A 25,812-nucleotide genomic window follows, 5' to 3' on the forward strand; every position below is an offset into this window, starting at 1 on the left:
CCCTTCGCTCAGTTCGCCCACGGCAGCGGCGCGTCGTTCAAGCCCCAGTAGAGGCTCTTCTGCTGCATGTACTCGCGGATGCCGAGACGCCCCTTCTCGCGGCCCATCCCGCTCTCCTTCCAGCCCGAGAACGGCGTGGCGATCGAGAACAGCTTGTACGTGTTGATCCAGACGGTGCCCGTCTCCAGCGCACGCGCGATGCGCCACGCGCGCTTGTAGTCGCGCGTCCAGATGCCGGCGGCAAGGCCGAACACGCTGTCGTTCGCCTGCCGGAGCAACGACGCTTCATCGTCGAACGGCATCGCGACGAGCACGGGCCCGAAGATTTCTTCCTGGCAGATGCGCGCGCTGTTCGGCAAGCCTTCGAGAATCGTCGGCTGATAGAAGAAGCCGTTCTCGCGCCCGTCGCCCGACGGCCGCTCGCCGCCGCACAACAACCGGCCGCCTTCTTCCAGGCCAAGTGCGACGTAACGTTCGACCGATTCGCGGTGCTTCGCGGTGATCAGCGGCCCCATCTGCGTATCGGGCCGCGTCGGATCGCCCACGCGCAACTTGCGTGCGCCCGCAACCAGGCGCTTCATGAATTCGTCGTATACCGCGCGCTGCACGAACAGCCGCGAACCGGCGATGCACGCTTCGCCCGACGAGCTGAAAATGCCGTACAGCACGCCGTTGACCGCGTGATCGAGATCGGCGTCGTCGCACACGATCGTCGGCGACTTGCCACCGAGTTCGAGCGACACGGGCATCAGCTTTTCTGCCGCGATGCGCGCGATGCCTCGGCCCACTTCGGTGCCGCCGGTAAACGACACCTTCTTCACCAGCGGATGACGCACGAGCACGTCGCCGATCACCGAACCCTTGCCGGGCAGCACGCTCAGCACGCCCTTCGGCACGCCGGCTTCCTCGCAGATGCGTGCGAGCGCAAGCGACACGAGCGGCGTGACTTCGGCCGGCTTGAGCACCACCGCGTTGCCGCCCGCGAGCGCCGGCGCGAGTTTCTGCGCGTCGGACGCGATCGGCGAATTCCACGGCGTGATCGCCGCGATCACGCCGATCGGCTCGTACACGCTCATCGTCAGGTAGTCGCCGCGCGACGGCGTCAGTTCTTCGTCGAGCGTTTCGAGGCAGGCCGCGAAATAGCGGAACGTGTTCGCGGCACTGGCCACCAGCACGCGGGTCTCGCCGATCGGCTTGCCGTTGTCGCGGCGCTGCAGGTTCGCGAGCGCCTCGTGGCGCTGCATGATGAGATCCGCGATGCGGTACAGCACCTGCGCGCGCTGGTGCGGCTTCAGCCCGGCCCAGTCGGCGCGGCGCCACGCGGCATCGGCGGCCTCGACGGCTTCCGCCGCGTCTTCCGCGTTCGCGGTCGACACTTCCATGTTCAGCGACTGGTCGGCCGGATAGATGCTCGCGTAAGGCGCGCCACGGCCGCGCCGCCATTCGCCGCCGATCAGGATGTTGCCGTCGGGTACGAGGCTCGTATCGAAAGGAGTCATGTCACAAGTCCCACAAATCTGTCTCTGCACAGCCGCCCTCGCCGTGGCGCGGGCGGACGCTTGGTGGCCCGTCAGATCACGCAGCGGGCCGCGCGGTTGCGCAGCGCGCGGATCGCGCTGTACGCCGTCAGCGCGGACGTCTTCGGGTTGTCCGGCAGCGGCTTGCCGCTCATTTCGAGCGACATCTCGCCGAATGCGCCGCGCGCGGTAATGCGGTGCACGTTGCGCTCGACGGCCGGATCGGCGATCAGGCGCACGCGCGTCGCGTCGAGGCCGAGGCCCGCCAGCGCGACGGTCGCCGCGACGTTGGCGTTTTTCGGATACAGCCGCGCGGCGTCGCGCGCGGTGCCTTCGAAGATCACCTTTTCCTCGGTCATCGCGCGCAGGTCGCACAATTCCTCGGCGGGCGTGCCGAGCCAGCCGAGCGGCGGCTTGCGGCCGACGTACAGCACTTCGTCGAGGCCGCCCTGCTGCGCGGAAGCCAGCGCGTCGATGCCGCCGATCGCGCCGGACAGCAGCGTCACCGTCGCGTTGCCTTCGTCGGCCGCCCGCGACAGCACGTCGAGCAGCGCGAGATCCGACAACGCGCCGATCGACGCGACCGCGCAGTCGGTGCCGGCCCTCAGCAGCGGCACGACGTGATCGACGAGCGCACTGTGGCCCGCGCATTCGAGCGCGAACTCGGGGCGACGGGCCAGTGCGTCGACCGACGACACGACCTCGACCGCACTGCCGAGCACGCCCTGCACCGCCGCGCGCTGGTGTTCCGGCACGATCACGTGCGCGATGCGCAGCGACGCATCGTGCTCGACCGCGTGGTACACGGCCGCGCCGATCGCACCGAAGCCGATCATCACGACGTCGACGGGTGCGTGCGCGTTACGCATACTGGCGCTCCGTGGGCGCTTCCTTCTTCACCGGCGGGCCTGCGAACTGCGATGCGAACGAGCCGACCGACAGCATGTCGACTTCGACCATCACCGGGCCTTCCTTCGCCATCCCTTCGCGCACGATCGCTTCGGCCTGGTCGAGCGACGTGATCCGGTAATGCGTGAGGCCGAAGCTCGCGCAGAACTGCGCGAAATCGGGCTGGTGCAATTGCACGAAGCAGCGGCGGCCGCCGTAGTGCGCGTCCTGGATGTTGCGGATCACGCCGTAGCACTGATCGTTCATCAGCACGATCATCACGTTCGCGTTTTCCTGCACGGCCGTCACGAGTTCGCCGACGTTGACCATCAGGCCGCCGTCGCCGACGAGGCAGACCGTCTTCGCCGCCGCGCCCGCCAGCGCCGCGCCGATGCCCATCTGAATCCCCTGGCCGATGCCGCCGCCCAGCGCATGCACGCCCGCGCGCGGCTCGAAGATCTGCAGCAGGCGGTTGCCCCACGTGCTGTTCGAGATCGTCACGTCGCGCACCCAGTTGTAGTCGCGGCCGACCGCGCCCTGCAGCGTGTCGACGAGCTGCTTGTACGGCCCGAGGCCCTTCGCCACGTCGGTCACCGCCTGATCGCGCGCCGCCGCGAGATCGGCCGCGAACTGCGGATCGACCGACAGGCGGCCTTCGAGGCGGTCGGCCAGCTCGGCCAGCACGCGCTTCGAATCGCCGTGCACGAACAACTCGTTGCGATAGCCGCGGTTGTCGGCGAGCGCGTCGGCATCGACGCGGAACAGCGGCTGGGGCAGCGCGAGCTTGTATTTCAGCGTTTCGTTGCCGCGCAGGCGCGAGCCGACGACGACGAGTGCGTCGCAGGTCTTGTAGAACGCTTCGACGGACGCGTGCACGTTGAACGCGCCGAGCGTCGCCGGGTGATCCTCGGGCAGCACGCCGCGGCCCTGCACGCTCGTCACGACGCCGAAACCGAGCTTCACGAGGCGTTCGACTTCCTCGCGAGCGTGGCGCGCGCCGCCGCCGAGCCACAGCAGCGGGCGGCGCTTGGCCGCGAGCGCGTCGGCGAGCTTCGCGACGCGCGCTTCGTCGTGCTCGCGCACCGTAACGTGCGCCGGCGCGAGGTCTTCCGGCCATTCGATTTCGGCAGCCTGGATGTCGATCGGAATCTCGACCGACACGGGGCCGGTCGGCGCGGTCTGCGCGATGCGCACGGCTTCGCGGATCGTCGGCAGCACGGTTTCGACCGTACGCACGCGGAACGCGGCCTTCGAGATCGCGTCCAGCATCGTCAGCTGGTCGGGCGCTTCGTGGATGTACGCGAGATCCTGGTCGAGGTACGGCGTCTCGATCTGCCCCGTGATGTGCAGCATCGCAGTGCCGGCCGTCAGTGCCTCGACCATCGCGCCGGCCGCGTTGCCCGCCGCCGTGCCCGTGCTCGTGAACGCGACGCCGAGGCCGCCCGACACGCGGGCCAGGCCGTCGGCCATGTTCACCGCGCCGGCTTCGCCGCGCGCGCCGACATAGCGGATGTTGCCGCGCGAGTTGATCGCGTCGAGGATCGGCATGTTGTGGATCGAGATGACACCGAATGCGGTTTTCACGCCGCACTGCTCGAGAAAGGCGGCAATCAGCTCGCCAACCGTGGTTTTTTCAGACATGGCGTGCAAAGCCTCCAGAAACGTCGATATGGCTGCCCGTCGTGTAGGACGACAGATGCGTTGCGAGATAAAAAAGTGCCCAGGCGGCCTCGTCGGGCTTGCCGAAGCGATTCAACGGAATGTTCTTCTTGCGGGCGAGCGCGCCCGTCCAGTCTTCCCAGCTTTCGCCGGGCTGCGCCTGCGTTTCGTAACGGCGGCGCCATTGGCCCGACTCGACGATGCCGATCAGAATCGAGTTCACGCGGATGCGCTGCGGCGCCAGTTCGGTCGCGAGCGACTTCACGAGGCTCAGCACGCCCGCGCGCGCCGACGACGTCGCGACCATGTGCGGCTCCGGCTGCAGCGCGAGCAGCGAATTCACGCAGGTAATCGTCGGGGCCTGCGCGTCGCGCAGCAGCGGCAGGAACGCGCGCGTCGGGCGGATGATGCTGAAGTACTTCAGCTCGAGTTCTTCGCGCCATGCGTCGTCGGTCGTGTCGGCGAAGGTCGACACGCGGCCCTGGCCCGCGTTGTTGACCAGCATGTCGGCACGGCCGAAGCGGGCGGACACTGCCTGCACGAACGCGGCCACGTCGGCTTCGTCGAGCACGTTGCAGCGCTCGGCGAGCAGTTGCGCGTCGGGGTATTTTTCGCGGAGCGTTGCTTCGGCGCGCGCGAGGCGGTCGCTGTCGCGGCCGCAGATCGCGACCGATGCGCCGGCCTGCAGGAACCGTTCGGCAGTCGCGAGGCCGATGCCGGACGAACCGCCCGTCACCACCGCAACCTGCCCGGTCAGATCGATCTGAATCATCGCAGTCCTAAAGCCTTCAGAAACGTGTGCTCGTCATCCGAGCGGTAATTGAGCCGACGCGACAGTTCCGCCGCCGCGCGCTGCACCTTGTCGATCAACCCGTCGGCGATCAGCGCCGCATCGATCTCCGGCCGCGGCACCGTCACCGTGATGCACGCGATGATCTTCTGCGTCTCGTTGCGTACCGGCGCCGTGACCACCGAGATGCCGCGCTCGAACGACGAATTGCTGACGCCGTAGCCGCGCAGCGCATCCTCGCGGATCACTTCGTACAGCGCGTCGACCGTCTCCGGCGTCGCGCTCGTCATCCGGTTCAGCGCGCGCTCCGGATACAGCGCGTGCAGTTCCTTCAGCGACAGGTCGCCCATCAGCACGTGGCCGTGCGTCGTCGCATACGCGGGCAAGCGCGTGCCGACGTTCACGCGGATCGAGCTGAACACCGGCGACTGGCTCTGCGCCTTCGCGACAAACACCACGTCGCGGCCGTCGCGGATCACGATGTGCGTCGTGAAGCCGGTCGCATCGCGCAGGCTTTCGATCACGGGCAGGCCGAGATCGGTCAGCTCCAGCGAGCTCAGGTATTCGAAGCCGAGTCGCAGCACGGCGATGCCGAGCTTGTAGTTGCGATCCTTGTCCGCACGCTCGAGGAAGCCGAGCGATTCGAGCGTCTGCAGCAGACGGAATACCGTCGTGCGCGGAATGCCGAGCCGCTTCGACAACTCGGGCGCGCCGAGCACGGGCTCGCGCGGCGAGAATTCGGCGAGAATCCGCAGCCCGCGTTCGAGGCCTGGCACCACGTAGCTGGCTTCCGCCTTCGCGTTCTCGGATTCGTGTTGTTGCAGCGGTTCGCTCATACCAGCCCTCGCTGCGTATCGCACTGACGGCAGAACGTGCCGATCAGTGCGGAATAAACGGCCGGCGCTTCCACGTAACCGGCGTGTCCTGCTTGCGGAATCACCTGCAGCCCGACCTGCGCGGCCGCGGCGATGCGCTCGCAGGCGGCGGGCGGCGTGATCGCGTCGTTCGCGCCGACGGCCACGGCCGTGCGGCCGCGAAAGCCGGCGAGATCGCTCGCGAGATCGGCATTCGCGAGCAGATGCGTGGCCTGCGCGTAACCGGCCGGCACGATGCGCGCCATGTTCCAGCGCACCCACGCACGCGCATCCTCGCTCGCGAAACCCGACAGCATGTTGCCGCTGCGCTGCTCGGCGAGCCCTTCCGGGCCGAGTTCCGCGAGCATCGCGAGCCGCGCGTCGCGGCGCGATTCGCGCGTTTCGGCCGGGGCGCTACCGTAGCCGCCCGCGGGCGAGACCAGCAGCAGGCCGGCGATCCGCGCGGGCATCGCACGGGCGAGACCGCCCGCGATGATCGCGCCGAGCGAATGACCGACCAGCACGCAGTGTTCGATGCCGAGTGCCTCGAGCCACGCGTTCAGCGACGCCGCGTAATCGGCGGCGGCCGGCGACGCGCCGTGCACGGGCGTCGACACGCCGTAGCCGGGCGCATCCCACGCGAGCACGCGCCGCGATGCGCCGAGCGCGTCGAGCTGGCATACCCACGATGCGGCGCCCGAGCCGATTCCGTGCAGCAGCACGACCGGAAGCGCGCGGCCCGCATGCTGCGCGCCGGCCTCGCGATAACCGATCGTGCCCGCCGCGCCGGCCGCGCAACGCTGCTCGGGAAACTGCCCGAGCAGCGCGGCGAACGCCACGGTGCGGTCGCGTTCACGTTTGTCGATGACACTCATTGCTTTACCTGCTCCGTCTCAACGCTTGATCTTCGCCAGCGGCGAATCGGGCGGATAGGTCGGCGTGATCGGCTTCGACGAACCGAGCATCACGCACATCAGCGCGTCTTCCTCGCCGATGTTGATTTCCGTGCGATACACGCCCGGCGGCACCGAGATCAGGTCGCGCTCGCCGAGGATCGCTTCCCACGTCTGCCCGTCGCGCTCGCAGATCACCTTCATCTTGCCGCGCAGCACGAAGAAGATTTCCTCGACGTCGATGTGGATGTGGCTCGGGCCGATGTTGCCGGCCGGGATGACCATCGTCGAAAACGTGAAGTTGCCGGCCGGCACCGTGTTGACGTCCTTCGCGACGCCCGTGCCGCCCGTGCCGACATAGCGCATCTGCGCGCGGCGGTACTTCGGGTCGTAGTCGGCCTGGAACTTCAGCGCGTCCCAGTCGTAGCGCCGCGTCGCATAACGCGCCACGCGCCCTTCCATCCAGTCTTCAAAGCTTGCGCCTTCCGGCTGGTCCCACGACTTGCGATCGAGATCGGCGTCCGCCATCGTCCTCTCCTTCATTCAGAGTGAAAACATCAATTCATTACGAAGCCGCCGTTCACCGGCAGCAGTTGGCCCGTCACGAAGCGCGCGCCGTCCGACAGCAGGAACAGCACGGGGCCCGTCACGTCGTCGGGCACCTGCGCGCGTGTCAGCGCGCGGCCCTGCATGTAGAACGCATGGCGCTCGGCCGGCACGTACGCGGTTGCCTCGACTTCGGTCAACCCCGGCGCGATCGCATTGACCGTCACGCCGTGCGCGCCGAACTCGCGTGCCTGCGCATGCGTCATCGCGATCACCGCGCCCTTGCTCGCGACATACGCGAGCAGCCTCGGCGCACCCCACAACGCGGTGTCCGATGCGAGGTTCACGATCGCACCGCGCCCCGACTGCGCGAGGTGCGGCAGCGCTGCATTGCTGACGAGCCACACGCCGCGCACGTTCACGTTCATCACGGCGTCCCAGGTCGACACGTCCAGCTCCGTCGACAGCTTGCCGCCCGAGTTCGTGATTGCCGCGTTGTTGATCAGCGCATCGATGCCGCCGAGCGCCGCCGCGCCCTGCGCGACGAATGCGTCGACGCTCGCCGGATCGGCCAGGTCGAGCGCGAAGAAATGCGCAGCATGGCCGGCTTGCGCGAGCTCCTCGGCAAGCGCGCGGCCTTCGTCGGCCAGCACGTCGCCGAATGCGACCTGCGCACCCGCCGCGACGAGCGCCTTCACGAACGCCGCGCCGAGACCGCGCGCGCCGCCCGTGACGAGCACGCGGCGCCCCGCGAGCGACACGACCGGAGCAAGCTCAGCCATTCGCGGGCTCCGAAGCGGCCTGCGCCGCGCGATGCGCGTCGAGCGCGGACAGGTGTTCCTGCGCGCGTTGGCGCAGCATCCGGCGCACGCGCGTGACGCCGATGTCGTGCTGGTACAGGTATTCGTGATCGCGTGCCTGCGGCGCGAGGCTTTCGAGGACGTAGCGGTCCTGCTCGAGCACGTCCCAGTGCAGCCCTTCGAGGCGGTTGCGGTACATGAAGCGCCACACGTCGCGCTGCCAGCCGTCGACCTTGCGCGTGCGCCAGAAGTAGACCTGGCAGTTGTCGCCGTCGACCGGCGTCGCGAAGCCGATGATCCCGAAGTTGCCGCCCGGGCCGAACTTCTGCTTGTACGGAATCGCGAGGCGCATCCACAGGCAGCCCGTTTCGCCGAGTTCGACCCAGTCGAAATTCACGTCGCGCTGGCCGATCTTCTCGAACATCAGGCCCGTTTCCGTCTTGCGCACGCGCATGTCGGCCTGCTTGTCGCCTTCGGCCATCGAGTGCGACGTCGCATGCAGGTACGCGCCGTGCATCGGGTCCATCACGTTGTCGATCGCGTACTGGTAATTGCACTTCCAGTTCGACACGCACAGGAAGTGCGCGTATTCGTCGGCGACCAGTTCCTCGGGCAGGTTCAGCGGCGCCGGCTCGCCGTGCGCTTCGTCGCCGAACCACAGGAAAATCGCGCCGGCCTTCTCTTCGACCGGATACGACTTCACGCACGTCGTGCCTTCGAGCGGACAGTTCGACACGGCCGGCACACGGTTGACCGTGCCGCCGCCGTCGACTTCGATGCCGTGATACCAGCAGGCGATGTTGCCGCCGAGGTTCCAGCCGAGCGACAGGCGCGCGCCGCGGTGCGGGCAGCGATCTTCCAGCGCGTGGACCTTGCCCTCGTGATCGCGCCACAGCACGATCTGCTCGGACAGGCGCGTGAGGCCGACGGGCGCATTCGACACCTGCCAGCTCGGCGCGACGGGATACCAGTAGTTCTTGATGCCGCGGTCGAGATAGTCACGGACCGGGTCGTGTTGGGCTGCGTGTTGTACGGGGGACGTCATCAGTGTGCTCCGGATGCGGTTGTCGTCGGGTCGGCGGTCACGCGCTCGGCGCGGTCATTCCGCGAGCGAGGCCAGTTCGGCGCGGAAGCGCTCGGGGGTCCACGTCGTGCCGTCCGGCGCGCGAAAACCGATGCGGTTCAGGCCCGCGACGACATCGTCCAGCTCGGTCGCACCGGCTTCGAACACACGTTCGAGCGCATCGCCGAAGTCGTTCTCGTACTGGGTCGGCTCGGCCTTGCGGTTCTGCCAGATCCGGTTCTCGACCTGACCGGGGATCTCGATCTGCCCCTTGCCCGCGACGTTGTTCGGCTGCGGCGCCACCCACGGCTTCAGGAAGGGATTGAAGTTGACGGTCGCTTCTTTCATGTCATTCCACCTTGATCTGGATTTCCTCGCCGGCGAGACGCACCGCGTACTGCTTCAGCGCGCGTCCGCCCGGACCCTTCAGGCATTCGCCCGTCTTGATGTCGAACACGGCCTCGTGCAGCGGGCATTCGACCGTGCCTTCGTCGACGAACCCCTGCGTGAGCAGCGCGTACGCATGCGGGCACACGTTCTCGAGCGCATACACGTCGTCGCCGACGCGGTAGATCCCGATTTCGACGCCGTCGGTCCGTTTGAACTCGATCGGCGTGTCTTCCGACAGCGCGCCGGCGTGTCCGGCGCAAATCCATTGTTCAGACATCTCACACCCTTCCTTCTGATCGACTCTCGGTTTGCTTCTCTTTTGTTCCATATTAGGAACGTCAGTTTATGGATGGTGATTATAGGAGCGACTTTCCACGAGTAAAACAAAAAGCTGCATGCCCTAGGGAAAACACCGACCGCCGGGTCGACCATTGCTTCCGCCTACCCCATCAAATGTAAATTTTTGTTGTGTGGCGGGGAGTTATGCCCTTTTTGTGGGCGTCTCGCACCGGTGTCGGGCGGCGTCCGGGAACCCATCCGTCCCGAAAAATTTATTTTTGATCACGCGCATGACGCCTCTATACTCCATTCCATCAGAGGCACACTGTTCCTTATATGGAACATACAAAATGCCCACCCGGCGGTGGAACACGCGCGACGGCCGGCCGTCACCGCGCATGCCGCCACGGCACGTTTTCATCAGGTTGGAGAGTCAGGAGATCAAATGGTCAAGCATGCGGTAGCAGCAGCAGTCATCGGATTGGGCGCCGTGTCCGGCGCGTGGGCGCAGAGCAGCGTGGTGCTGTACGGCAGCCTGGACGCAGGCGTCGCGTACGTGAACAACGTCGGCGGCCATGCGAAGTGGGCGATGATCCAGGGCAACACGCAGCCCGATCGCTGGGGCCTGAAGGGCAAGGAAGACCTCGGCGACGGCCTGTCGGCGATCTTCCAGCTCGAAAACGGCTTCTATACGAACAACGGCCAGTTCGCGACCGCGAACACGATCTGGAACCGCGCGGCGTTCGTCGGCCTCAGTTCGGAGCGCTACGGCACGCTGACGCTCGGCCGCCAGACGCCGCTGTCGTTCGACTATCTGGATCCGCTCAGCACGGCCTACCTCGCGATGAGCTGGTACGCGTTCCACCCCGGCAACATCGACGGGCTCGCCGCGACCGGCAACGTGCCGTACAACAACTCGGTCAAATACCGCTCGCCGACCTACGCGGGCTTCTCGGCCGCGGCGACGATGGCGCTCGGCAACACGACGAATTTCTCGACCGGTAAATCGGTCGGTGTTGCGCTGAACTATGCGAACGGGCCGTTCAAGGCGTCGGCCGTCTACTCGAACGAGCACGACCGCTCGATCCTGATCAGCCAGACCGGTATCGCTTCCTTCCAGGGGCAGAACACCGCGAACGGCTACATCGCGAACAAGGTCGAGAACATCGGCGCGGGCGCGTCCTATCAGTTCGGCGACTTCCTCGTGCACGGCCTCTACACCCGCACGAAGATGCAGTCGAACGGTTTTTCGGACACGTTCCAGAGCTACGACGCGGGCGTGAACTACCGCAGCAGCGCGTTCAACACGATCGCGGGTGGCGCGGCGACCACGACGTTGGCCGGCCGCCGCTGGACGCAGGTCGAGCTCGGCGACATCTATGCGCTGTCGAAGCGCACGCAGCTTTATGCAAACGTGTTGGTCGAACACGGCTCGGGCGGCGCGCAGGCCGCGCTCTTCACGGCCGGTGTGTCGAGCACCGCGAACCAGGTGATCGTGCTGACCGGGATTCACCACTCGTTCTGAGCAGGTTCACGCATCGGGCGTTTGGCGCCCGAAACGAAACAAGAGCGGCCCGCGGGCCGCTCTTGTCTTTGGCGAGGCCGTCCGCGTCGCGCCGGCAACGGGTAGCATCAGCGGATTCCGATGAACGGAGACGAACGTGGCCGTCTACTTGCTGGCGCAACTTCGCTTCACGCAGCGCGATGCATACGACCGGTATCAGGCGCGCTTCATGGACGTATTTCGCAGGTTCGACGGCCGCCTGCTCGCGGCCGACGACGCGCCGGTGACGCTCGAGGGGGAATGGGACCGGAACAAGGTGGTGCTGATGTCGTTTCCCGACGAAGCAGCAGCGCGCCGGTTCATCGAGTCGCCGGAGTACCAGGCGATTTCCGTGGATCGCCACGCGGGCGCGGACACGCTCGCGCTGCTCGTGCACGGCCTGCCCGCACCGGGCGCGTGAGCACGACGGCGGCCCGGCCGGCCGCGCGTCGGCGCGATCAGAACATCGCGACCTTGTGGCGTGCGTGCGCGAAGGTCGGATCGCTTTCGAGCGGACGATAGTTCAGCCGCTGCGACAGGTCGACCGCCGCGCCGCACACGGCTTCGACGAGCCGCTCCTTCTCGCCGGCCTCGCCGATCTCCGAGCGCGGCACCGTCGCGGTGATTGCCGCGACGATCGAGCCCGAATGATCGCGCACCGGCGCCGTGACAGCCGAAATACCGCTCTCGAATGCCGCCTCGCTGACCGCGTAGCCGAGCCGCGCGTACTGACGCACGCGTTCGTACAGTTCGTCGACGGTGCCCGGCGTGCGCTCGGTGAACTGTTCGAGCCGCTTTTCCGGATAGAGCTGACGCAACGCATCGCGCGTCAGGTCGCCCATCAGTACATGGCCGTGCACGGTCGCATGCGCGGGCAAGCGCGTGCCGACATGCACCTTCACTGAGCCGAACATCGATGTGTTGCTCTGTGCCTTCGCGACGAACACGACGTCGCGCTGGTCGCGGATCAGCAGGTGCGTCGAGAAGCCCGTGGAATCGCGCAGCCGTTCGAGCACGGGTGCGCCGAGATCGGTCAGTTCGAGCGAGTTCAGGTATTCGAAGCCGAGCCGCAGCACGCCGACGCCGAGCCGGAAATAGCGGTCGCCGTTCACGCGCTCGAGAAAGCCGAGCGCCTCGAGCGTCTGCAGCAGACGGAACGTGGTCGTGCGCGGGATGCCGATGCGCTTGGACAATTCGGGCGCGCCGAGCACGGGCTCGCGCGCGGAGAATTCGGCAAGAATCCGCAGCCCGCGTTCGAGCCCCGGCACCAGATAGGACGACGCGCCGCCGGACGATTCGTCGTCGCCGGGCGACGCAGATTCGGGAGCGCCGCTCATCGTTGTCTTGACCATGTGGACATGGACGGAAGGAAATCAGTCACGAAACAGGCCATGGATCATCGTGGATATTCAGTCATGCTACCTCAGCGCGCACGCAGGCTCGTACCCGCGCGCATCGCCGCGACGCAGCATGCGCATCCGCGACCCCATGAAGAGTCATTCACGGTCGAGAGGATAGCAGCGATGGACAGCGCGACGCCATGCGGAAATCGCCGAACGGCGGGAAACCGCCGCCCGGTCCGTGCGCGCCGCGAGCGGCCGAAGGACGGCGGCCGGCACGGAATTCGATGCCGGGTTGCCTACAGGCGCGACAGATGCACCCGGATGTTCGCGCGGTCGTACGTGAAGCCGCCGGCCGCATCCGGCGCGAGTTCCCGTGCAAGATCGACCGCATACAGCCATCCGCTGCCCAGACGGCCGCCGTTTACCGCCCGGATCCGGCTGCCGCCGACCGCGATCGCCGCATGAAAGACATTGCCGTTCCGGGAGAAGCCGACCGCGGTTCCCGCCGGAATGCTGGCGCGCCCGTCCCACTGATCGCCGGCCTCGAAGTTGAAGCGCGTCCTCCAGAGCTGGCCGACCGTGTCGAGCAGCGCACCGGGCGCGATCATCGCGTCGCCGCGCAGCAGGTACCTGACATAGGCCGCGGCGTCGTAACAAACGCCGGCGGACACGTACTCGTTGATGTTGGCCATGCCGAACATCAGCGCTTGCGCATGTTTCTGCCGTTCGGGGAAACCGGATTGGGCGACATGTCCGCCTAACTGGGTCAGTTGCATGGGTAGCTCCTTTTGACGAAAAGGGTCGTCAGCGTCCTGCCAACGCAATAACCTCATATCTTATTACGATATCCACCGGCATCGGCCACGCTTCGGCTTCCGCCTCCGAGCGTCACGGCGTGCGTACCGCCGATGCCGGTGCGGCGGCGGCTGCCGCGTCAGGATTCGGCGCGAGCCGCAGGCGCACGCGCAACGGCTGCAGCATGTCGGGCGGCGGCGGCTCCGCGAGCGGGCCGGCCGTGAGCAGTTGCCGCAGCGTCGCGTCCGCGTCGGCGTCGCCGAGCGACGCGAATTCGACGCGCGTGACCGCACCGCTCGCGCCGATCCACGCGCGCACGACGATCGCGGGCGGCGGCGCATCGGCGCTCGCATTCAGCACGCGCGCCTCGAGGTAACGGTGCAGCCGGTCGGCCGCATCGCCGTCCGCTTCGAGCCACGCCTGGAACTGCTGGCCGGCGAGCTGGCCATAACGGATCCACGTCTGCGGCACGTCGGCCGTCTGCGCGACGGCCGGCGTGGCCCCCACGACCAGCGCATATCCGACGGCGATCGCCCGCAGCCACCCGGACGCACCCCACTTCTGCAATCGCTTCATCCCGCCTCCCGTTTCGACGATTCGCTCACGTGCCGCGTTGCCGCGCCCGCTCAACCGATTTCGATCGGCACATACAGCCGCGTGCCGCCACGCTGGACGAGCAGCGCGACGTTGCCGTGCGCGGCGTCGATCTCGGTCATCAGCGCGCCGATGCTCGCGACCGGCGTGCCGTTGACCGACAGCACGACGTCGCCGGGCTGCAAACCCGCGCGGGCAGCCTGGCCGCTCGCCTGCTCGACGACGAGCGCCTGGCCGACGCCGAGCCGCTGGCGTTCCTGCTCGGTCGCCGCGCGCAGCGCGAGCCCGAACCGCGCGGGCCCTTGCTCGCCGCCGGCCGATGCCGTGCCGCTGTCGAACGCGCCGACCGTCGCGATCACGTGCATCGCCCGCCCCGCGCGCCACACGAGCAGGTCGGCCTGCCGCCCGGCGCGCATGCCGGCGACCGTGCCGAGCAGGTCGGCCGATTCGGCGACCGGCTTGCCGTCGACCGTGAGCACGACGTCGCCCGCCTGCAGGCCCGCGTGAGCGGCCGGGCCGTCCGCTTCGACCATCGTGATCAGCGCGCCGTCCGGGCTCGCGAGGCCGAACGAACGCGCGAGCGCCTGGCTCACTTCCTGCACGGCCACGCCGAGCCGGCCGCGCGTGACCTTGCCGGTCCGCAGCAACTGGTCCTTCACGTCGAGCGCGATGTCGATCGGAATCGCGAACGCGAGCCCCTGATAACCACCCGTCTTCGAGAAGATCATCGAGTTGATCGCGATCACGCGGCCGCCGAGGTCGAACAGCGGGCCGCCCGAATTGCCGGGGTTGATCGGCACGTCGGTCTGGATGAACGGAATCGCGCGCTCGCCGGGCAACGAACGCGATTTCGCGCTGACGATGCCCTGCGTGACCGTATTCGCGAACCCGTACGGCGAACCGATCGCCATCACCCAGTCGCCGACTTCGGTGCGCGCGGGGTCGCCGGTCGCGACGACCGGCAGGTTGTGCGCGTCGATGCGGATCACCGCGACATCGGACACGGGATCGCTGCCGATCACGCGCCCCTTGAACTGCCGCTTGTCGGTCAGCTTCACGTCGATGGTGGTCGCATCGCCGACCACGTGCCGGTTGGTCAGGATCACGCCGTCCGCGCTGACGATGAAGCCGGAGCCGAGACTCACTTCCTCGCGGTTGCCGATCACGCGCCGCGCGAGAAACGGCGCGAGCGGATGATCGGGCGCGATGCCGGGCGGCAACTGGATGCCCATCTGCGTGACTTCGCGCGTGACGCTGATGTTGACGACGGCCGGGCCGACGCGCCGGACCAGCGCGGCGAAGTTCGGCAGCGCGACGGTCGGCGGGGCGGCACCGGCCTGCGCGGGCCGCTCGGCGGCCGGTGCCGTCGCACACGCGCAGGCGAACGCGAGTCCGCCCGCGATCGCCCGCAGCACCCTCGTCCGGCCCGTATGCTTGCCCGCTTTCATGTCGCTGTTCCTCGTCGATGTCCGCGCCGCGATCGCAATCGCTTGCGTCACTTCGGCGGTACCGCGACCGGCGCATCGGGTCGCTGCGGCGTCACCGACCGGCCCCAGTTCGAACCGAAGCGGTTCTGCTCGGTCGACAGGTTGAACGTGCCGAGACGGTTCGACGGCTGTTTCGACAGCCGCTCCGAATCCGTTTGCGATGCCCCGGTCTGCGGATCGGCCTTCGGCTTCAGCTGCTGGCTCAGGCAGTCGTACGACAGCGCGCGCTTGCCGTCGACTTCCGCATCGACGCACACCGGCTTCGTTGCCGACCCTGCATTCGCCGGCGCCGCCGCGCGGCTGCCCTGCGCGTGTGCGCCGGCCGCCAGCAGCAGGCAGACGATCGTCGCGATTCCGTCTCGTCGCATCTTCATCCGCGCCTCCTTCAGAGATAACGCCATCGCGCTTGCGCCGCCGCACTCATACGTTCGTACCCGACACCGGCGCGCGCGCCAGGAAACGCGCGAATGCCGCGCGATCGGTCGCGTCGACGGCCGGCTCATGCGCATCGGCGTGCCGCACCCATGCATCGCGCATGCCGTCGACCGGCTGCCACGCCTGCACCTGCGCGCCGGTCGGATACGGCGTGACAAGCGGTTCCCGATAGTCGACGCGAAACAGCGGCGGCGCGTCATTGCCGGCCGTCCACAGATCGCCGACGTCGCGCACGCTCGCGTCGAACCAGAACCTCACCCAGCGCACCGTGGGCGTGCGCGCATCGGTGTCCGGCGCATCCGGCACGCGCAGGAAGCCGGCCAGCACGAGCAGCACGGCCGCGAGATCGTCGTCGCGCAACATCCGGTACGACCAGATATCCGCAACGTCCACGCATGCGACCACCGCGATGAAACGCCCGATCGTGAGCGCGGGCCACACACGGCGCATCAGCGTGTAGTGACGCTGCCAATGTGCGATAAAGCGCTCGCGATGCAGCGCCGCGACCTGCACGTCGCGCGAGCCGCGTATTGCCAGTTCCTCCGGCTGATACTGGCGCGTGGTGAGCACGCACTGCGCGGAGCAGCGCGTGCTCCGGTGCCGCGCATAACCGCCCGCACCGGGCAACGGCTCCAGCGCGCCGAAACACAGCGGGCAATGGGTCGGCCATTCGCCGGGCCGGCCCGGCCACGGGTTCGCCTTCGGCATACGCGGACGGTCGGCGGCGGCGGCCGGGCGGCGGCGCCCCGGCGTGCGTGCGTCGGGCGCCTCGACGCGCGGCGTCGAACGGACAGGTGCCATGAGCGCGCCTACCGGGCGGACGCGAGCGCTTTCTTCAGCGCGTCTTCGTTGATCGGCGCATTCGCGGCCAGCTTCGCGAGATACGCTTGCGCATTCTGCTGCGTGCGCTGCGCGCGCAGCATCGCGCGCAGTTGCTCCTTCACGTCGGCCAGCGGGCGCGGCGCGGCCGCGCGCACGTCGATCAGCTTCACCACATGAAAACCGGCCGGCGTCTGGATCGGCGCGGAGACCTGGCCCGGCTTCAGCGCGTCGGCCGCCTGCCGGACGGCCGGCACCATCAACGCGTCCGGCACGAAACCGAGATCGCCGCCGTTCGCGGCGCTCGCCTTGTCCTGTGAATTCGCTTTCGCAAGCGCCGCGAAATCGCCGCTGTGTGCGCGGTTCGCGAGATCGGCCGCCTGCTTGCGCGCCTTGTCGAGCGTCGCGGCATCCGCATTCGGCGGCACCGCGATGTAGATTTGCGCGACGTGCAGCGCGCGCGGCGCGGTGAAGGCGGCGCGGTTCGCGTCATACGCGGACTGGATCTCCGCGTCCGACGGATAGTCGGCCGGCGGCGCGTTCACCGACGTCAGATAGCTGCGCGCGACGATATCGCGCCGCGCCTGCTCGACGGCCGCCTGCACCTCGGCCTGCTTGTCCCAGCCCTTCGATTTCGCTTCGGCCAGCACGGCCTTCTGTGCGAGCGTCGAACGCACGACCTGGTCCAGCGCCGCGGGATCGGCCGCGAGGCGTTCGCGCCCTTCCGGGCTCACCGCCTTCAGCAGACCCGCGATGTCGGCCTGCGTGACTGACGCCTGCGCGGCATTCGCGATCACGTCGTCCTGTGCGTACGCAACGAGCGGCGCACCCAGCACGAGACCGGCTGCAACCATTGCCAGCACCTTCATTTTCGTCATCATCGTTCGACGGCCCTCTCGATTGTTCTTGAAATGCGGACGCCGTGCCGGCGCACACGGCGCCGATCCGGCTCACGGCGATCATGACTGCGCGGCAGCCTCGATTCCAGCCGCCTCGGTGGCCGCTCCGGCGGCCGATGCGCTGACGGGTTCGCTCGCCGCCGCCCGCGCCGCGTCCTGCTCGGCCATGGCCGGACGATTGCGCAGGTGCAGCAGGAATTCCTGGATCAGCCGGTCCCACAGCTCGATCGTCGAGCACAGGTAGCGCTCGGACACGCCGCCCGCGACGACCACGTCCATCTCCAGCGCGAGAAACGGCCCGTGGCTCGCGAGACGCGCGAAGCGCTTGGTCCGGTTCCAGTCCGCGACGAGTTCGGTCGGCAATTCGCCCTGCACCTGCAGCACGCACGACAGCGTGTAGTCGATGTACGGCTGCGCGGCGGCTTCGGCATCGGTGCCCTGCGACGCCGGCGCGGTGGCCGGATTGCCGAAGCGCACCGCGAAACCGATGCCCTGGCTCGCGCTCATCAGTTGCACCGTGCCGTTCTGCTCGGCCGCCGTCACGCGGTAGCCCGCGCGGCGCAGCACGTCGGCCAGGCGGTCGGCGCTGATCGCTTCGATCGGCGCATCGTGTGCCGCGCGTTCGTCGCCGGCGTTCGGTTGCTTGTCTTGCATGTCTGTCTTCCCCGTATTCATCGAATCGATCGGTTGATGCCCGGCGCCGGAACCGCGTTCACTGCGCATTCGCGGATGCGGCCGATGCCGGCACCGCGACGGCCGGGCGCGCAGCCGGGTCGTACTTGCCCGCATACAGCGCATCGCCGTAGCGTTGCGCGAGATCGTCGTACTTCACGCGCGCCGATTGCGCGAACGGCTGCCGCGACGAGAACAGCGTGCCGAACCCGACATGCTCGTACGCGTCGAGAATCTCGTGCCCCACGCGATACAGGTCGGCATTGTGTGCCTGGCAGGTTTTCAGTTGCGTGTCACGCGCGGCAACATCCTTCTGCAGTTGCGTGTGCTGCGCATCGCGGGCACGCGACACGGCGAGCAGATCCTCGTAGGACGACTTGTATTTCGCCAGCGACTTCGCGTCCTGCTCGCGGCCCGCCCGCTCCTGCGCGAGCGCGCGCTTCGCGGCCGCCTCGGCGCCCGAATCGCCGCGCGCCGTCGCGAGTTGCCCCTGCAGCGCCTTCAGTTGCGCGAGCGCGTCGTCGCGCTGCTTCTCGGCCGCCGCCTTGTCGGTCTGCAATTGCGCCTGGTTGTCCTGCAGCTGGCGCAGCTCCTGCACGGTCGAGCGCAACTGGCTGCGCAGCTTGTCCTCGATGCTCTGCGCGTGCGCGCAGGCGGCCGCGAACAGCAGCGCGCCGGCCACGCCGGCCGAGAACATCGTGCGAAAGGTGGTGTTCATTCGCGGCTCCGGTCAGAAGCGAGCATTGAGCTCGATCTGCAGCACGTCGATCGATACCGGCGGCCCGTACACTTCCTTCGAGCTCAGGTAGCGGGCCGACACCCACGTGTCGCGTGCGACCGCATACGCGGCGCCGAGCACGTAGCCGCGCGCATTGGTGCCGCCGAGATGGAAATCGGGATCGTTGAACGCGTCGAGCACGGCGTCCGGCTGCAGGTACTTGTACGCGATCGAGAAGTTCCACTGGCCCTTCTCGCGCGGCTCCGGCTCGCCGATCGTCGCCTTCGCGAGGAAGCCGTTCGGCCCGCTGCGGTAGTCGGCGCGCGTCGCGTTCACCGACGTCGATTCGTAGTTGTTGACCGGCAGCGACGCCGCGGCGAATGCCTTGTTGTCGTTGTACGCGAGGTTGCGCACGTATTCGCCGTCCAGGCGCAGCTTGAAGCGATCGGCCACCACCGTATCCCACTGCGCCTTCAGGTCCAGCAGCCGGTAGTTGTACGCGAGCCCGAAGAGCTGCGGCTGCGGCGTCATCCCCGGCGCAAGTTGCGGGTTCTGCACGATGTTGCGCAGCGCGATCAGCGTATTGCCGCCCTGCATGAACGTCGGCGCCTCGTTGTCGGTACTGCAGTTCGTCGGGCCTTGCCCCAGCGCGCACGGTGACGACAGCGTGCCGCGCATGTTCTGGAAGTCGTAGTACGCGACCGCGCCGCGCAGCCGGTTCTTCGCATCGATCTTCCAGTCCGCGCCGAACTGCGCGCCGAACATCCACTTCGTGTCGCTGCCAGCCTTGTCGGTGCTGTTCGACGGGAAGTTCTCGCTCGTGTACTGGATCGGGAACACGCCGAGCGTGCCGAACAGCGTGACGTCGGGATTCCACGGCAGCGCATGGCGCAGGTTCGCGGCGAGCCCGTCCATCATCAGGTCGTCGGAGAACACCAGGTCCGACTTGAAGAATGGATTGTCGAAACGGCCGGCCGTCAGGTTCAGCCACGACGTCGGCTTGTACGCGAAGAACGCCTTGTTCAGCCAGATGTTCTTCTTCGCGAAGCCGCCGCCGGCGGTCGACGTGGTCGACACCGGCCCGTTGTCGTTGCCGCTCGCGAGCTGGATGCCGGCGATCATGTCGTCGGACAGCGTCGCCGTCACGCCGAGCCGCGCGCGATAGCGCAGCAGGTTGTTGCGGTTCTGCGTGGTGTTCTGCGTCGGCAGCTGCGTCGTGTTGGTGTTCGGGTTGATGTCGAACCCGCCGCCCTGGTTGATCGCCGCGAAGTTCGTCACGTTGTTCGCGTTGCGGCTGCCGTAGAAATGGTATTCGTCGCGCACGCGCAGATCGCCGTCGAGCTTGATGCGCGACACCCAGTCGGGGAACGTGTTCGGCTGCGCCCAGTTCTCGGCCTTCGCCTGCGCGATCACTTCCTGCTTCACCTGGTCGCGGATCTGGTCGCGCACGAGCTGCGGCACGTACGGCACCGCGACGTCGCCCGGCTGCGTCGGCGGGTTGACCACACCGGCGCCGGCTACCACGGGTGCGCCGGCCCCTCGCGAGGCCCTCGCCTGCACGGCTTCCGTGCGTGCCTCGCTGATCAGCTCGTTCGCGTTCTGCTGCGTGAGCACGCCGCGCTTGACCAGCAGGTTGATCAGGTTGATCACCACGCTCTCCGTCGGCGCGGCCTTCCCCGATGCCGCCTGCGCTTCGAGCGACTGCCCGTGCGCGGCGGACGCGCACGTCAGCCCGAGCGTCAGCACCGCCGCGCCGACGCGCGACAGGCGCGCGGGCAGCGCGCCGTTGCGGGGCACCCCACCCCGTCCGTTCATCTTACGAATCATCGAGCACTCCGAACAATTTTCGTTTCTTTTCCGGCAGCAACCGTGCGATGGCGCTGCCCCATGATTCTTTCGTCGTTTCGCGCGCGCATCGTCAGCGTCGTCATGCCGGCTTGCGTCCCTGGAGCTTGACGAGCACCGGATACGCGGTCGCGGGTGGCGGCGCCTCGTCGACCTTGCCGAGCGCTTCGACCGCCGCGACCACGGCCGCATCGATCTTCGCGTCGCCGGTCGACTGCGCGATCGTCACCTTCGTGATTCGCCCCGACGGATCCATCCACAGGTTCAGGTTGCCCGCGAAGCGCGCGCCGCCGGCCTCCTGCACGCCCTTGTCCTGCTCGATCGCGCGCTGCAGCACGTACACCATGTATTGCGCGTAGCTCGCATTGCCGAACTTGCCGCCCCCGCCGCTGCCGATCATTCCGGAGCCGTCGCCCGCGCCGATGCCGAAGTTGTCGCTGCCGGCCTGCGCATCGGCATTCATCGTCATCTGCTTCGGCTGGTTGTCCGACGGCTTCGGCGCTTCGGACGGCTTCGGCGCGATCGTCGGCCGGTCGATCGGCGTCTTGACCTCTTCCTTCACCTTCTCGGGTGGCGGCTTCTGTTTCGGCGGCGGCGGTGGCGGCGGCAACGGGATCACCGTCGTCACCTGCGGCGCGCTCACGCGCTTCACGCCCGCGGTATCGCCCGCGAAACGCCAGATCAGCGCGGCCAGCCCCGCGAGCACGAGCGCGATCACGACGGGCTTCACGTAGCGGCCGGGGCCCTTGTCCGGCGGGCCGCCGTTGTAGGTCATTTCCATTGCGCGCCCTAACCCTGCTTCGCCCTGCCGGTCACGAGACCGACTTGCGACAGGTCGAGGCGGCGCAGCAGGTCGAGCACGTCCATGACCTTCTGGTACTGCACGGCCGCGTCGCCCTTCAGCACGATCGGGAATTCCGGATTGGTCGCCTTCTCGGTACGCAGCCGGCTCTCGAGCTCGTCCATCGTCACCGGGTACGCATCGAGGAAGACCTGCCCCGAATCGGCGACCGTGATCGCCTTCGTCTTCGGTTTCGCGAGACTCGCGGACGAGCTCGCCTTCGGCAGATCGACCTTGATGCCCTGCACCGACGCGGTCGTCATGATGATGAAGATGATCAGCAGCACGTACGCGAGGTCGAGCATCGGCGTGATGTTGATGTCGTCGTACGGCTTGTCGTCGTCCTGAACCTGCATGGTGATCTCCTGCGTGCGTTCAGTGCGGTCAGTCGGCCAGCACCGCGTGATCGGGCGTGCGATGCGCTTCGGCGAGGCGCGTGACGAATTCGTCGACGAACACCTGCATGTTCGCGGTCACGTTCTTGTTGCGGATCAGCAGGTAGTTGTAGCCAAACAGCGCGGGAATCGCGACGAACAGGCCCGTCACCGTCGCGAGCAGCGCGGCCGCGATACCCGGTGCGATCGCGTTCACGTTCACGTCGCCGGCTGCCGCGATCGCCGCGAACGTGATCATCACGCCGACCACCGTGCCGAGCAGGCCAAGGAACGGGCCGCCCGAAATCGCGATCGTCAGCAGCACCATCGATTTCGACAGCCGCTGGTTCTCGCGCACGAGCGTCGCGTCCATCGACGCGCGGATCGCCTCGATCGATTCGGACGTGATCACCGTGCGGCCGTTGCCGTCCACGCGGCTGTGGATTTCATGCACGCCGGCCTTGTACAGCCGGTACAGCGACGACTGGTACAGCCGGCGACCGTCGTCGCTCGCTTCGTCGACATGCGCGAGACCGACCAGGTGACGTCCGGCCACTTCGCGAAAGCGCTGCACGAAATACAGGTTCGCCTTGTCGACGGTGCCGACGTAACGCGCCTTCGTCCACATCACGACCCACGACACGACTGCCATGCCGAGCAGGATCGCGATCACGACCCACGCATCGACCGTCACCGACTGCACGATCACGCCGAAGTAACCGAAGCCGAAGCCCGACTGCTTCTCGTCGGCGCCATACGCGACCAGCTTCGATTCCGAGCCCTGCGCGAGCGCATCGACGGCGAGCGCGGCCGGCGAGCGCGCGATCTTCGACAACCGCAGTTCGTCGAGCGCGCCCGTGTAGGCGGCCAGCCCGGCCGGTGCACCGGCCGCATCCGCGCCGATCGTCGCCACGCCGTTCAGCGCGGGCAGCGTCGCCGCGACCTGCGCGGCCTGCTTGCCGTTCACGTAGACGGTCAGGTTCTTGCCGTCGGCCGTGACGGCCAGATACGTCCACTGGTTCGCGGCGACCGGCGCGGCGGCCGGCGTCCGCACCGGCGCCGTGCTGTTGGCGGCGCCGTCGACCTGCGCGAACGGCACGCCGTTGTCGAGGCCGATCAGCAGCGCGTTCGCACCGTCGCGGCGGCTGTACAGCAGCGTGTTCGGTGCCAGCGCCGACGGCTTCACCCACGCGCTGAACGTGAAGCTGCCGCCGGCAGCCAGGTTCAGCGACGGGCTCGCCGGCAGCGTCAGCGACCCGCTGCCGTCGAACCGTGCGCCCTTGCCGACGATGCCGTCCTCGACCGTGCGGAACGATGCGTTCTGCGCATTGTTGCCGTACGCGGTCATATCCTTCGGCGGCGCACCCGCCGCGCCGTTGAAGTGGTAGACGAGCGTGTAGTCGGCATCGAAGGTCTCGGCCGGCTTGCTGCCGTCCGGCGCCTTCTTGTTGCCGTAGTACATCCAGATCGACTCCGCGGCGCCGGCCGGCATCTTCGGAATGTCGACCCAGATCAGTGCGACGCCGAGCACCGGATCGTATTGCTCGACGTGGTAATTCAGCGGCGTCTTGTCGTCGGCGGCGACGAAGCGGATATCGGCGCCGTTGTCGGCCAGCCCGTCGAACTGGAAGTTGCCCGAGTGCAGGCGAATCAGCAGCGGCACGCGGCCGGCCGACTCGGCGAGATTCGCGCCCTTCGCGCTCGCGTCGATCGTGATCGCCTTCCGGTACGACCAGTCGTTCTGCCACCATGCGTTCGCGATGCCGGGCAGCACGCCGAGCATCACCGCCAACAGGAAAAACAAGACTCGCTTCACGATCCACTCCCCGAATGTGCGGGCGCCGCGCTCGTCGCTTCGCCCCGGCACGGTCAAAAAAAATCCGTCAGAACCCCAGCCTTACGTAGAAATCGAACCGCGGGCTGTACTGCCGCGTATAGACGCCCGCCTTCAGCGGCCACCCGGCCTCGAAATCCGCGCTCGCATACTTCATGATCTGCAGCCGTGTGCCGACGCCGACGCTCATCAGGTTGAAACGCGACGTCTGCTCCGGCAGCGGGCTCAGCAGCCACAGGTGCGCGGCATCGAAGAACGCGTGGAAGCGCCACTCGTTCAGGCGGCTGCCGACCGCGCCGCCGAGCCACTTCGCGAGCGACGGGCTGCGCACTTCGAGCGACGCGATCACGCCGCTGTCGGCCGTGTTCTCGGCCTGCATGTAGCCGCGCACGCTGTTCATCCCGCCCGCGGCGAACTGCTCGCTCGACACGAGCGGCGAGTTCGAGATCTGCGCGTTCACGTGCGCATTGGCCTGCATGTCGTTCGCGAAGCGCTGCGTGTGGTTGACGTCGAACTTGCCGTACACGAAATCGGGCGTCGCGTTGTAGCGCTTGTTGTCCCATGCGCCCCAGTCGCTGCCGAGGCCGCGGATGTTCGTCGTCATCGACGCGGAGAACGACGTCTGCGAGTTCTTCAGGCTCAGCTGGCCGTTGTACGACAGCGTCACCGGCACGTAGGTGAGCGGCGCCGTCGAGATTCCCTGGCCCGGCTGCGACACGTTCTCGTCGTAATGCTTGCGGTCGATCTCGACGCTGACCGAATGCGCGTAGGTTTCCGATGCCGGCAGCGAATAGATCGCGGTGAAGCCGAACGTCGTGCCCTTGCCGAGCACGTTGGTATTGCCGACCGACGCGACGTTGCTGTCCGAGTGCACGACCGTCGCGAGGAAGCTCCAGCGCGAATCCTTGATCGGCGCGAGATACGAGAACGCGTAGACACGCGCGTCGTTCGGATGCTGCGGCGCGAGCACATAGGTGCCGGAAATCACGTGGCCGAGTTGCCACAGATTCGAGTAGCTGAGGCTCGCGCTGGTGCGCAGCGTTGACGTGCCGGGGCTGTTGTCGTTGTTCAGTTCGAGCGTGCCGTGCAGCGGGCTGTGATCGTCGACCTTCAGGTCGACATCGACCGTCTGCGGCATCGCGCCCGGCTTGAGCACCGGGATCACCTGCCGGTCCGCCGAGCGGTTCAGGTCGGTGAGCTGCTGCTGCGCCTGGTTGAAATCGGGCACCTGGCCTTCGGCCAGCGCGGGCACCGCGTCGCGAATGTTCTGCGGCGAGTTGTATTGCGCGCCGTCGACGCGCAACCGGCCGACCTTCGCCTCGACCACCTGCAGCAGGATCACGCCGTTCTTTACCTGCTGCTGCGGCAGCTCGACGACGACTGACTGGTAGCCGCGCTCCTGGTACGCCTTCTGCAATGCGTCGCGTGCCGCATTCACGTCGGCGAGCGTCCGCCCGGGACCTTCGAACGGATACACGGCCTTCTCGATCTCGAGCGTCGGCAACGTCGTGTTGCCGCGCACCACGAAGGCATTCACGTCGAACGTCTGCGGGGCCGTCTTCGCGGCCGGTGCGGCTTCCTGCGCATGAATGCCCGGCGCGAGGCCCAGCCCTCCGACCAGCACGGCGCCGGCCAGGCATCGGCACTTCAGCCGCCATCGTTCGCGTGACTTGCGGTCTACTCTCGGCGGCATGCGCCATTCCCCTTTGTTGTTCCGGATCGCAACGAAGCGCACCGCGCCAGCCGCTTGCTCCGCTATCAAATGCCTGTTTCACTTTGATGACGATTTATTCGTCATCCTTAGCATTATTTGCTCGATGCCTTTCCCGATTCCCGTACCCGGTGCGCTCGACGCATCTACCGGAAAGGACGAAGCGAATCCGGAAAACCCGCAACCTCCGGCGCGCATCGTCACGATCGGCCACCTGACGACG

General features: G+C 67.5%; 27 protein-coding genes. 2 read left to right on the forward strand and 25 right to left on the reverse strand.

Annotation, left to right across the window (positions count from 1 at the left end):
* Positions 1 to 8: 8 nt before the first annotated feature.
* From ACN22W_RS23995 to ACN22W_RS24045, 11 genes are all read right to left on the reverse strand, one after another.
* The gene (locus tag ACN22W_RS23995) at positions 9 to 1,499 is read right to left on the reverse strand and encodes an aldehyde dehydrogenase (RefSeq protein WP_419689664.1); all 1,491 of its coding nucleotides are present in this window, start codon (positions 1,497 to 1,499) and stop codon (positions 9 to 11) included.
* A 71-nt stretch (positions 1,500 to 1,570) separates the two neighbouring features.
* Positions 1,571 to 2,386 carry an aspartate dehydrogenase gene (locus ACN22W_RS24000; RefSeq protein WP_419689665.1) on the reverse strand — a complete coding sequence of 272 codons (816 nt, stop codon included), beginning with the start codon at positions 2,384 to 2,386 and terminating at the stop codon, positions 1,571 to 1,573.
* Positions 2,379 to 4,046, reverse strand: coding sequence for a thiamine pyrophosphate-binding protein (locus tag ACN22W_RS24005; protein WP_129515218.1), 1,668 nt, complete (start codon positions 4,044 to 4,046; stop codon positions 2,379 to 2,381). The genes ACN22W_RS24000 and ACN22W_RS24005 overlap by 8 nt, the downstream gene beginning before the upstream one ends.
* The gene (locus tag ACN22W_RS24010; RefSeq protein ID WP_419689666.1) at positions 4,039 to 4,836 is read right to left on the reverse strand and encodes an SDR family oxidoreductase; all 798 of its coding nucleotides are present in this window, start codon (positions 4,834 to 4,836) and stop codon (positions 4,039 to 4,041) included. The genes ACN22W_RS24005 and ACN22W_RS24010 overlap by 8 nt, the downstream gene beginning before the upstream one ends.
* A complete protein-coding gene (locus ACN22W_RS24015; RefSeq protein ID WP_129515220.1) occupies positions 4,833 to 5,690 on the reverse strand; it encodes an IclR family transcriptional regulator in 858 nt (285 codons plus the stop codon). Before ACN22W_RS24015 ends, ACN22W_RS24010 begins: the two co-directional genes overlap by 4 nt.
* Positions 5,687 to 6,583 carry an alpha/beta fold hydrolase gene (locus tag ACN22W_RS24020; RefSeq protein ID WP_419689667.1) on the reverse strand — a complete coding sequence of 299 codons (897 nt, stop codon included), beginning with the start codon at positions 6,581 to 6,583 and terminating at the stop codon, positions 5,687 to 5,689. Before ACN22W_RS24020 ends, ACN22W_RS24015 begins: the two co-directional genes overlap by 4 nt.
* An 18-nt stretch (positions 6,584 to 6,601) precedes the next feature.
* Positions 6,602 to 7,129, reverse strand: coding sequence for a cupin domain-containing protein (locus ACN22W_RS24025; protein ID WP_048247372.1), 528 nt, complete (start codon positions 7,127 to 7,129; stop codon positions 6,602 to 6,604).
* A 29-nt stretch (positions 7,130 to 7,158) separates the two neighbouring features.
* Positions 7,159 to 7,929 (reverse strand): SDR family oxidoreductase, encoded by a 771-nt coding sequence (locus tag ACN22W_RS24030; protein WP_419689668.1) that lies wholly within the window; start codon positions 7,927 to 7,929, stop codon positions 7,159 to 7,161.
* Positions 7,922 to 8,992 carry a Rieske 2Fe-2S domain-containing protein gene (locus tag ACN22W_RS24035; protein ID WP_419689669.1) on the reverse strand — a complete coding sequence of 357 codons (1,071 nt, stop codon included), beginning with the start codon at positions 8,990 to 8,992 and terminating at the stop codon, positions 7,922 to 7,924. Before ACN22W_RS24035 ends, ACN22W_RS24030 begins: the two co-directional genes overlap by 8 nt.
* Positions 8,993 to 9,046: 54 nt before the next feature.
* Positions 9,047 to 9,358 carry a recombinase-like helix-turn-helix domain-containing protein gene (locus tag ACN22W_RS24040; RefSeq protein ID WP_419689670.1) on the reverse strand — a complete coding sequence of 104 codons (312 nt, stop codon included), beginning with the start codon at positions 9,356 to 9,358 and terminating at the stop codon, positions 9,047 to 9,049.
* Position 9,359: 1 nt separating this feature from the next.
* Positions 9,360 to 9,677 (reverse strand): non-heme iron oxygenase ferredoxin subunit, encoded by a 318-nt coding sequence (locus ACN22W_RS24045; RefSeq protein WP_006489883.1) that lies wholly within the window; start codon positions 9,675 to 9,677, stop codon positions 9,360 to 9,362.
* A gap of 447 nt (positions 9,678 to 10,124) precedes the next feature.
* Here ACN22W_RS24045 and ACN22W_RS24050 point away from each other — a divergent pair, with 447 nt between their 5' ends.
* On the forward strand, positions 10,125 to 11,204 hold the full coding sequence (locus ACN22W_RS24050; RefSeq protein ID WP_129515226.1) for a porin: 1,080 nt from the start codon (positions 10,125 to 10,127) through the stop codon (positions 11,202 to 11,204).
* Between the two features lie 136 nt (positions 11,205 to 11,340).
* Positions 11,341 to 11,643, forward strand: coding sequence for a DUF1330 domain-containing protein (locus tag ACN22W_RS24055; protein WP_419689671.1), 303 nt, complete (start codon positions 11,341 to 11,343; stop codon positions 11,641 to 11,643).
* Positions 11,644 to 11,680: 37 nt separating this feature from the next.
* Here the strand turns inward: ACN22W_RS24055 and ACN22W_RS24060 are convergent, their stop codons facing one another.
* The 14 genes from ACN22W_RS24060 to ACN22W_RS24125 form a co-directional block, all read right to left on the reverse strand.
* Entirely contained in the window at positions 11,681 to 12,574 is an 894-nt protein-coding gene (locus ACN22W_RS24060; protein WP_048247358.1) for an IclR family transcriptional regulator, read from the reverse strand.
* A 287-nt stretch (positions 12,575 to 12,861) separates the two neighbouring features.
* Entirely contained in the window at positions 12,862 to 13,398 is a 537-nt protein-coding gene (tecA, locus tag ACN22W_RS24065; protein ID WP_419689672.1) for a type 6 secretion system effector deamidase TecA, read from the reverse strand.
* 55 nt (positions 13,399 to 13,453) lie between these two features.
* Positions 13,454 to 13,936, reverse strand: coding sequence for a YbaB/EbfC family DNA-binding protein (locus ACN22W_RS24070; RefSeq protein ID WP_419689673.1), 483 nt, complete (start codon positions 13,934 to 13,936; stop codon positions 13,454 to 13,456).
* 50 nt (positions 13,937 to 13,986) lie between these two features.
* Positions 13,987 to 15,402: a Do family serine endopeptidase gene (locus ACN22W_RS24075; RefSeq protein WP_419689674.1), complete on the reverse strand. Its 1,416-nt coding sequence runs from the start codon at positions 15,400 to 15,402 to the stop codon at positions 13,987 to 13,989.
* Between the two features lie 47 nt (positions 15,403 to 15,449).
* Positions 15,450 to 15,815, reverse strand: coding sequence for a hypothetical protein (locus ACN22W_RS24080; protein ID WP_419689675.1), 366 nt, complete (start codon positions 15,813 to 15,815; stop codon positions 15,450 to 15,452).
* A gap of 46 nt (positions 15,816 to 15,861) precedes the next feature.
* Entirely contained in the window at positions 15,862 to 16,677 is an 816-nt protein-coding gene (locus ACN22W_RS24085; protein WP_419689676.1) for a hypothetical protein, read from the reverse strand.
* Positions 16,678 to 16,685: 8 nt separating this feature from the next.
* A complete protein-coding gene (locus ACN22W_RS24090; protein ID WP_419689677.1) occupies positions 16,686 to 17,576 on the reverse strand; it encodes a peptidylprolyl isomerase in 891 nt (296 codons plus the stop codon).
* Positions 17,577 to 17,654: 78 nt separating this feature from the next.
* Complete coding sequence (locus ACN22W_RS24095; RefSeq protein ID WP_419689678.1) at positions 17,655 to 18,248, reverse strand: YbjN domain-containing protein; 594 nt, start codon at positions 18,246 to 18,248, stop codon at positions 17,655 to 17,657.
* Positions 18,249 to 18,306: 58 nt separating this feature from the next.
* A complete protein-coding gene (locus ACN22W_RS24100) occupies positions 18,307 to 18,984 on the reverse strand; it encodes a hypothetical protein (RefSeq protein WP_419689679.1) in 678 nt (225 codons plus the stop codon).
* A 12-nt stretch (positions 18,985 to 18,996) separates the two neighbouring features.
* Positions 18,997 to 20,811: a putative porin gene (locus tag ACN22W_RS24105; protein ID WP_129515236.1), complete on the reverse strand. Its 1,815-nt coding sequence runs from the start codon at positions 20,809 to 20,811 to the stop codon at positions 18,997 to 18,999.
* 100 nt (positions 20,812 to 20,911) lie between these two features.
* On the reverse strand, positions 20,912 to 21,610 hold the full coding sequence (locus tag ACN22W_RS24110; RefSeq protein ID WP_419689680.1) for a TonB family protein: 699 nt from the start codon (positions 21,608 to 21,610) through the stop codon (positions 20,912 to 20,914).
* 8 nt (positions 21,611 to 21,618) lie between these two features.
* Positions 21,619 to 22,026, reverse strand: coding sequence for an ExbD/TolR family protein (locus tag ACN22W_RS24115; RefSeq protein ID WP_048247341.1), 408 nt, complete (start codon positions 22,024 to 22,026; stop codon positions 21,619 to 21,621).
* 28 nt (positions 22,027 to 22,054) lie between these two features.
* The gene (locus ACN22W_RS24120; protein WP_419689681.1) at positions 22,055 to 23,860 is read right to left on the reverse strand and encodes a DUF2341 domain-containing protein; all 1,806 of its coding nucleotides are present in this window, start codon (positions 23,858 to 23,860) and stop codon (positions 22,055 to 22,057) included.
* Between the two features lie 67 nt (positions 23,861 to 23,927).
* A complete protein-coding gene (locus ACN22W_RS24125; RefSeq protein WP_419689682.1) occupies positions 23,928 to 25,571 on the reverse strand; it encodes a ShlB/FhaC/HecB family hemolysin secretion/activation protein in 1,644 nt (547 codons plus the stop codon).
* Positions 25,572 to 25,812 lie beyond the last annotated feature (241 nt).

Origin of the sequence: Burkholderia theae (assembly GCF_048565265.1) — a bacterium.
Lineage (GTDB): Bacteria > Pseudomonadota > Gammaproteobacteria > Burkholderiales > Burkholderiaceae > Burkholderia > Burkholderia theae.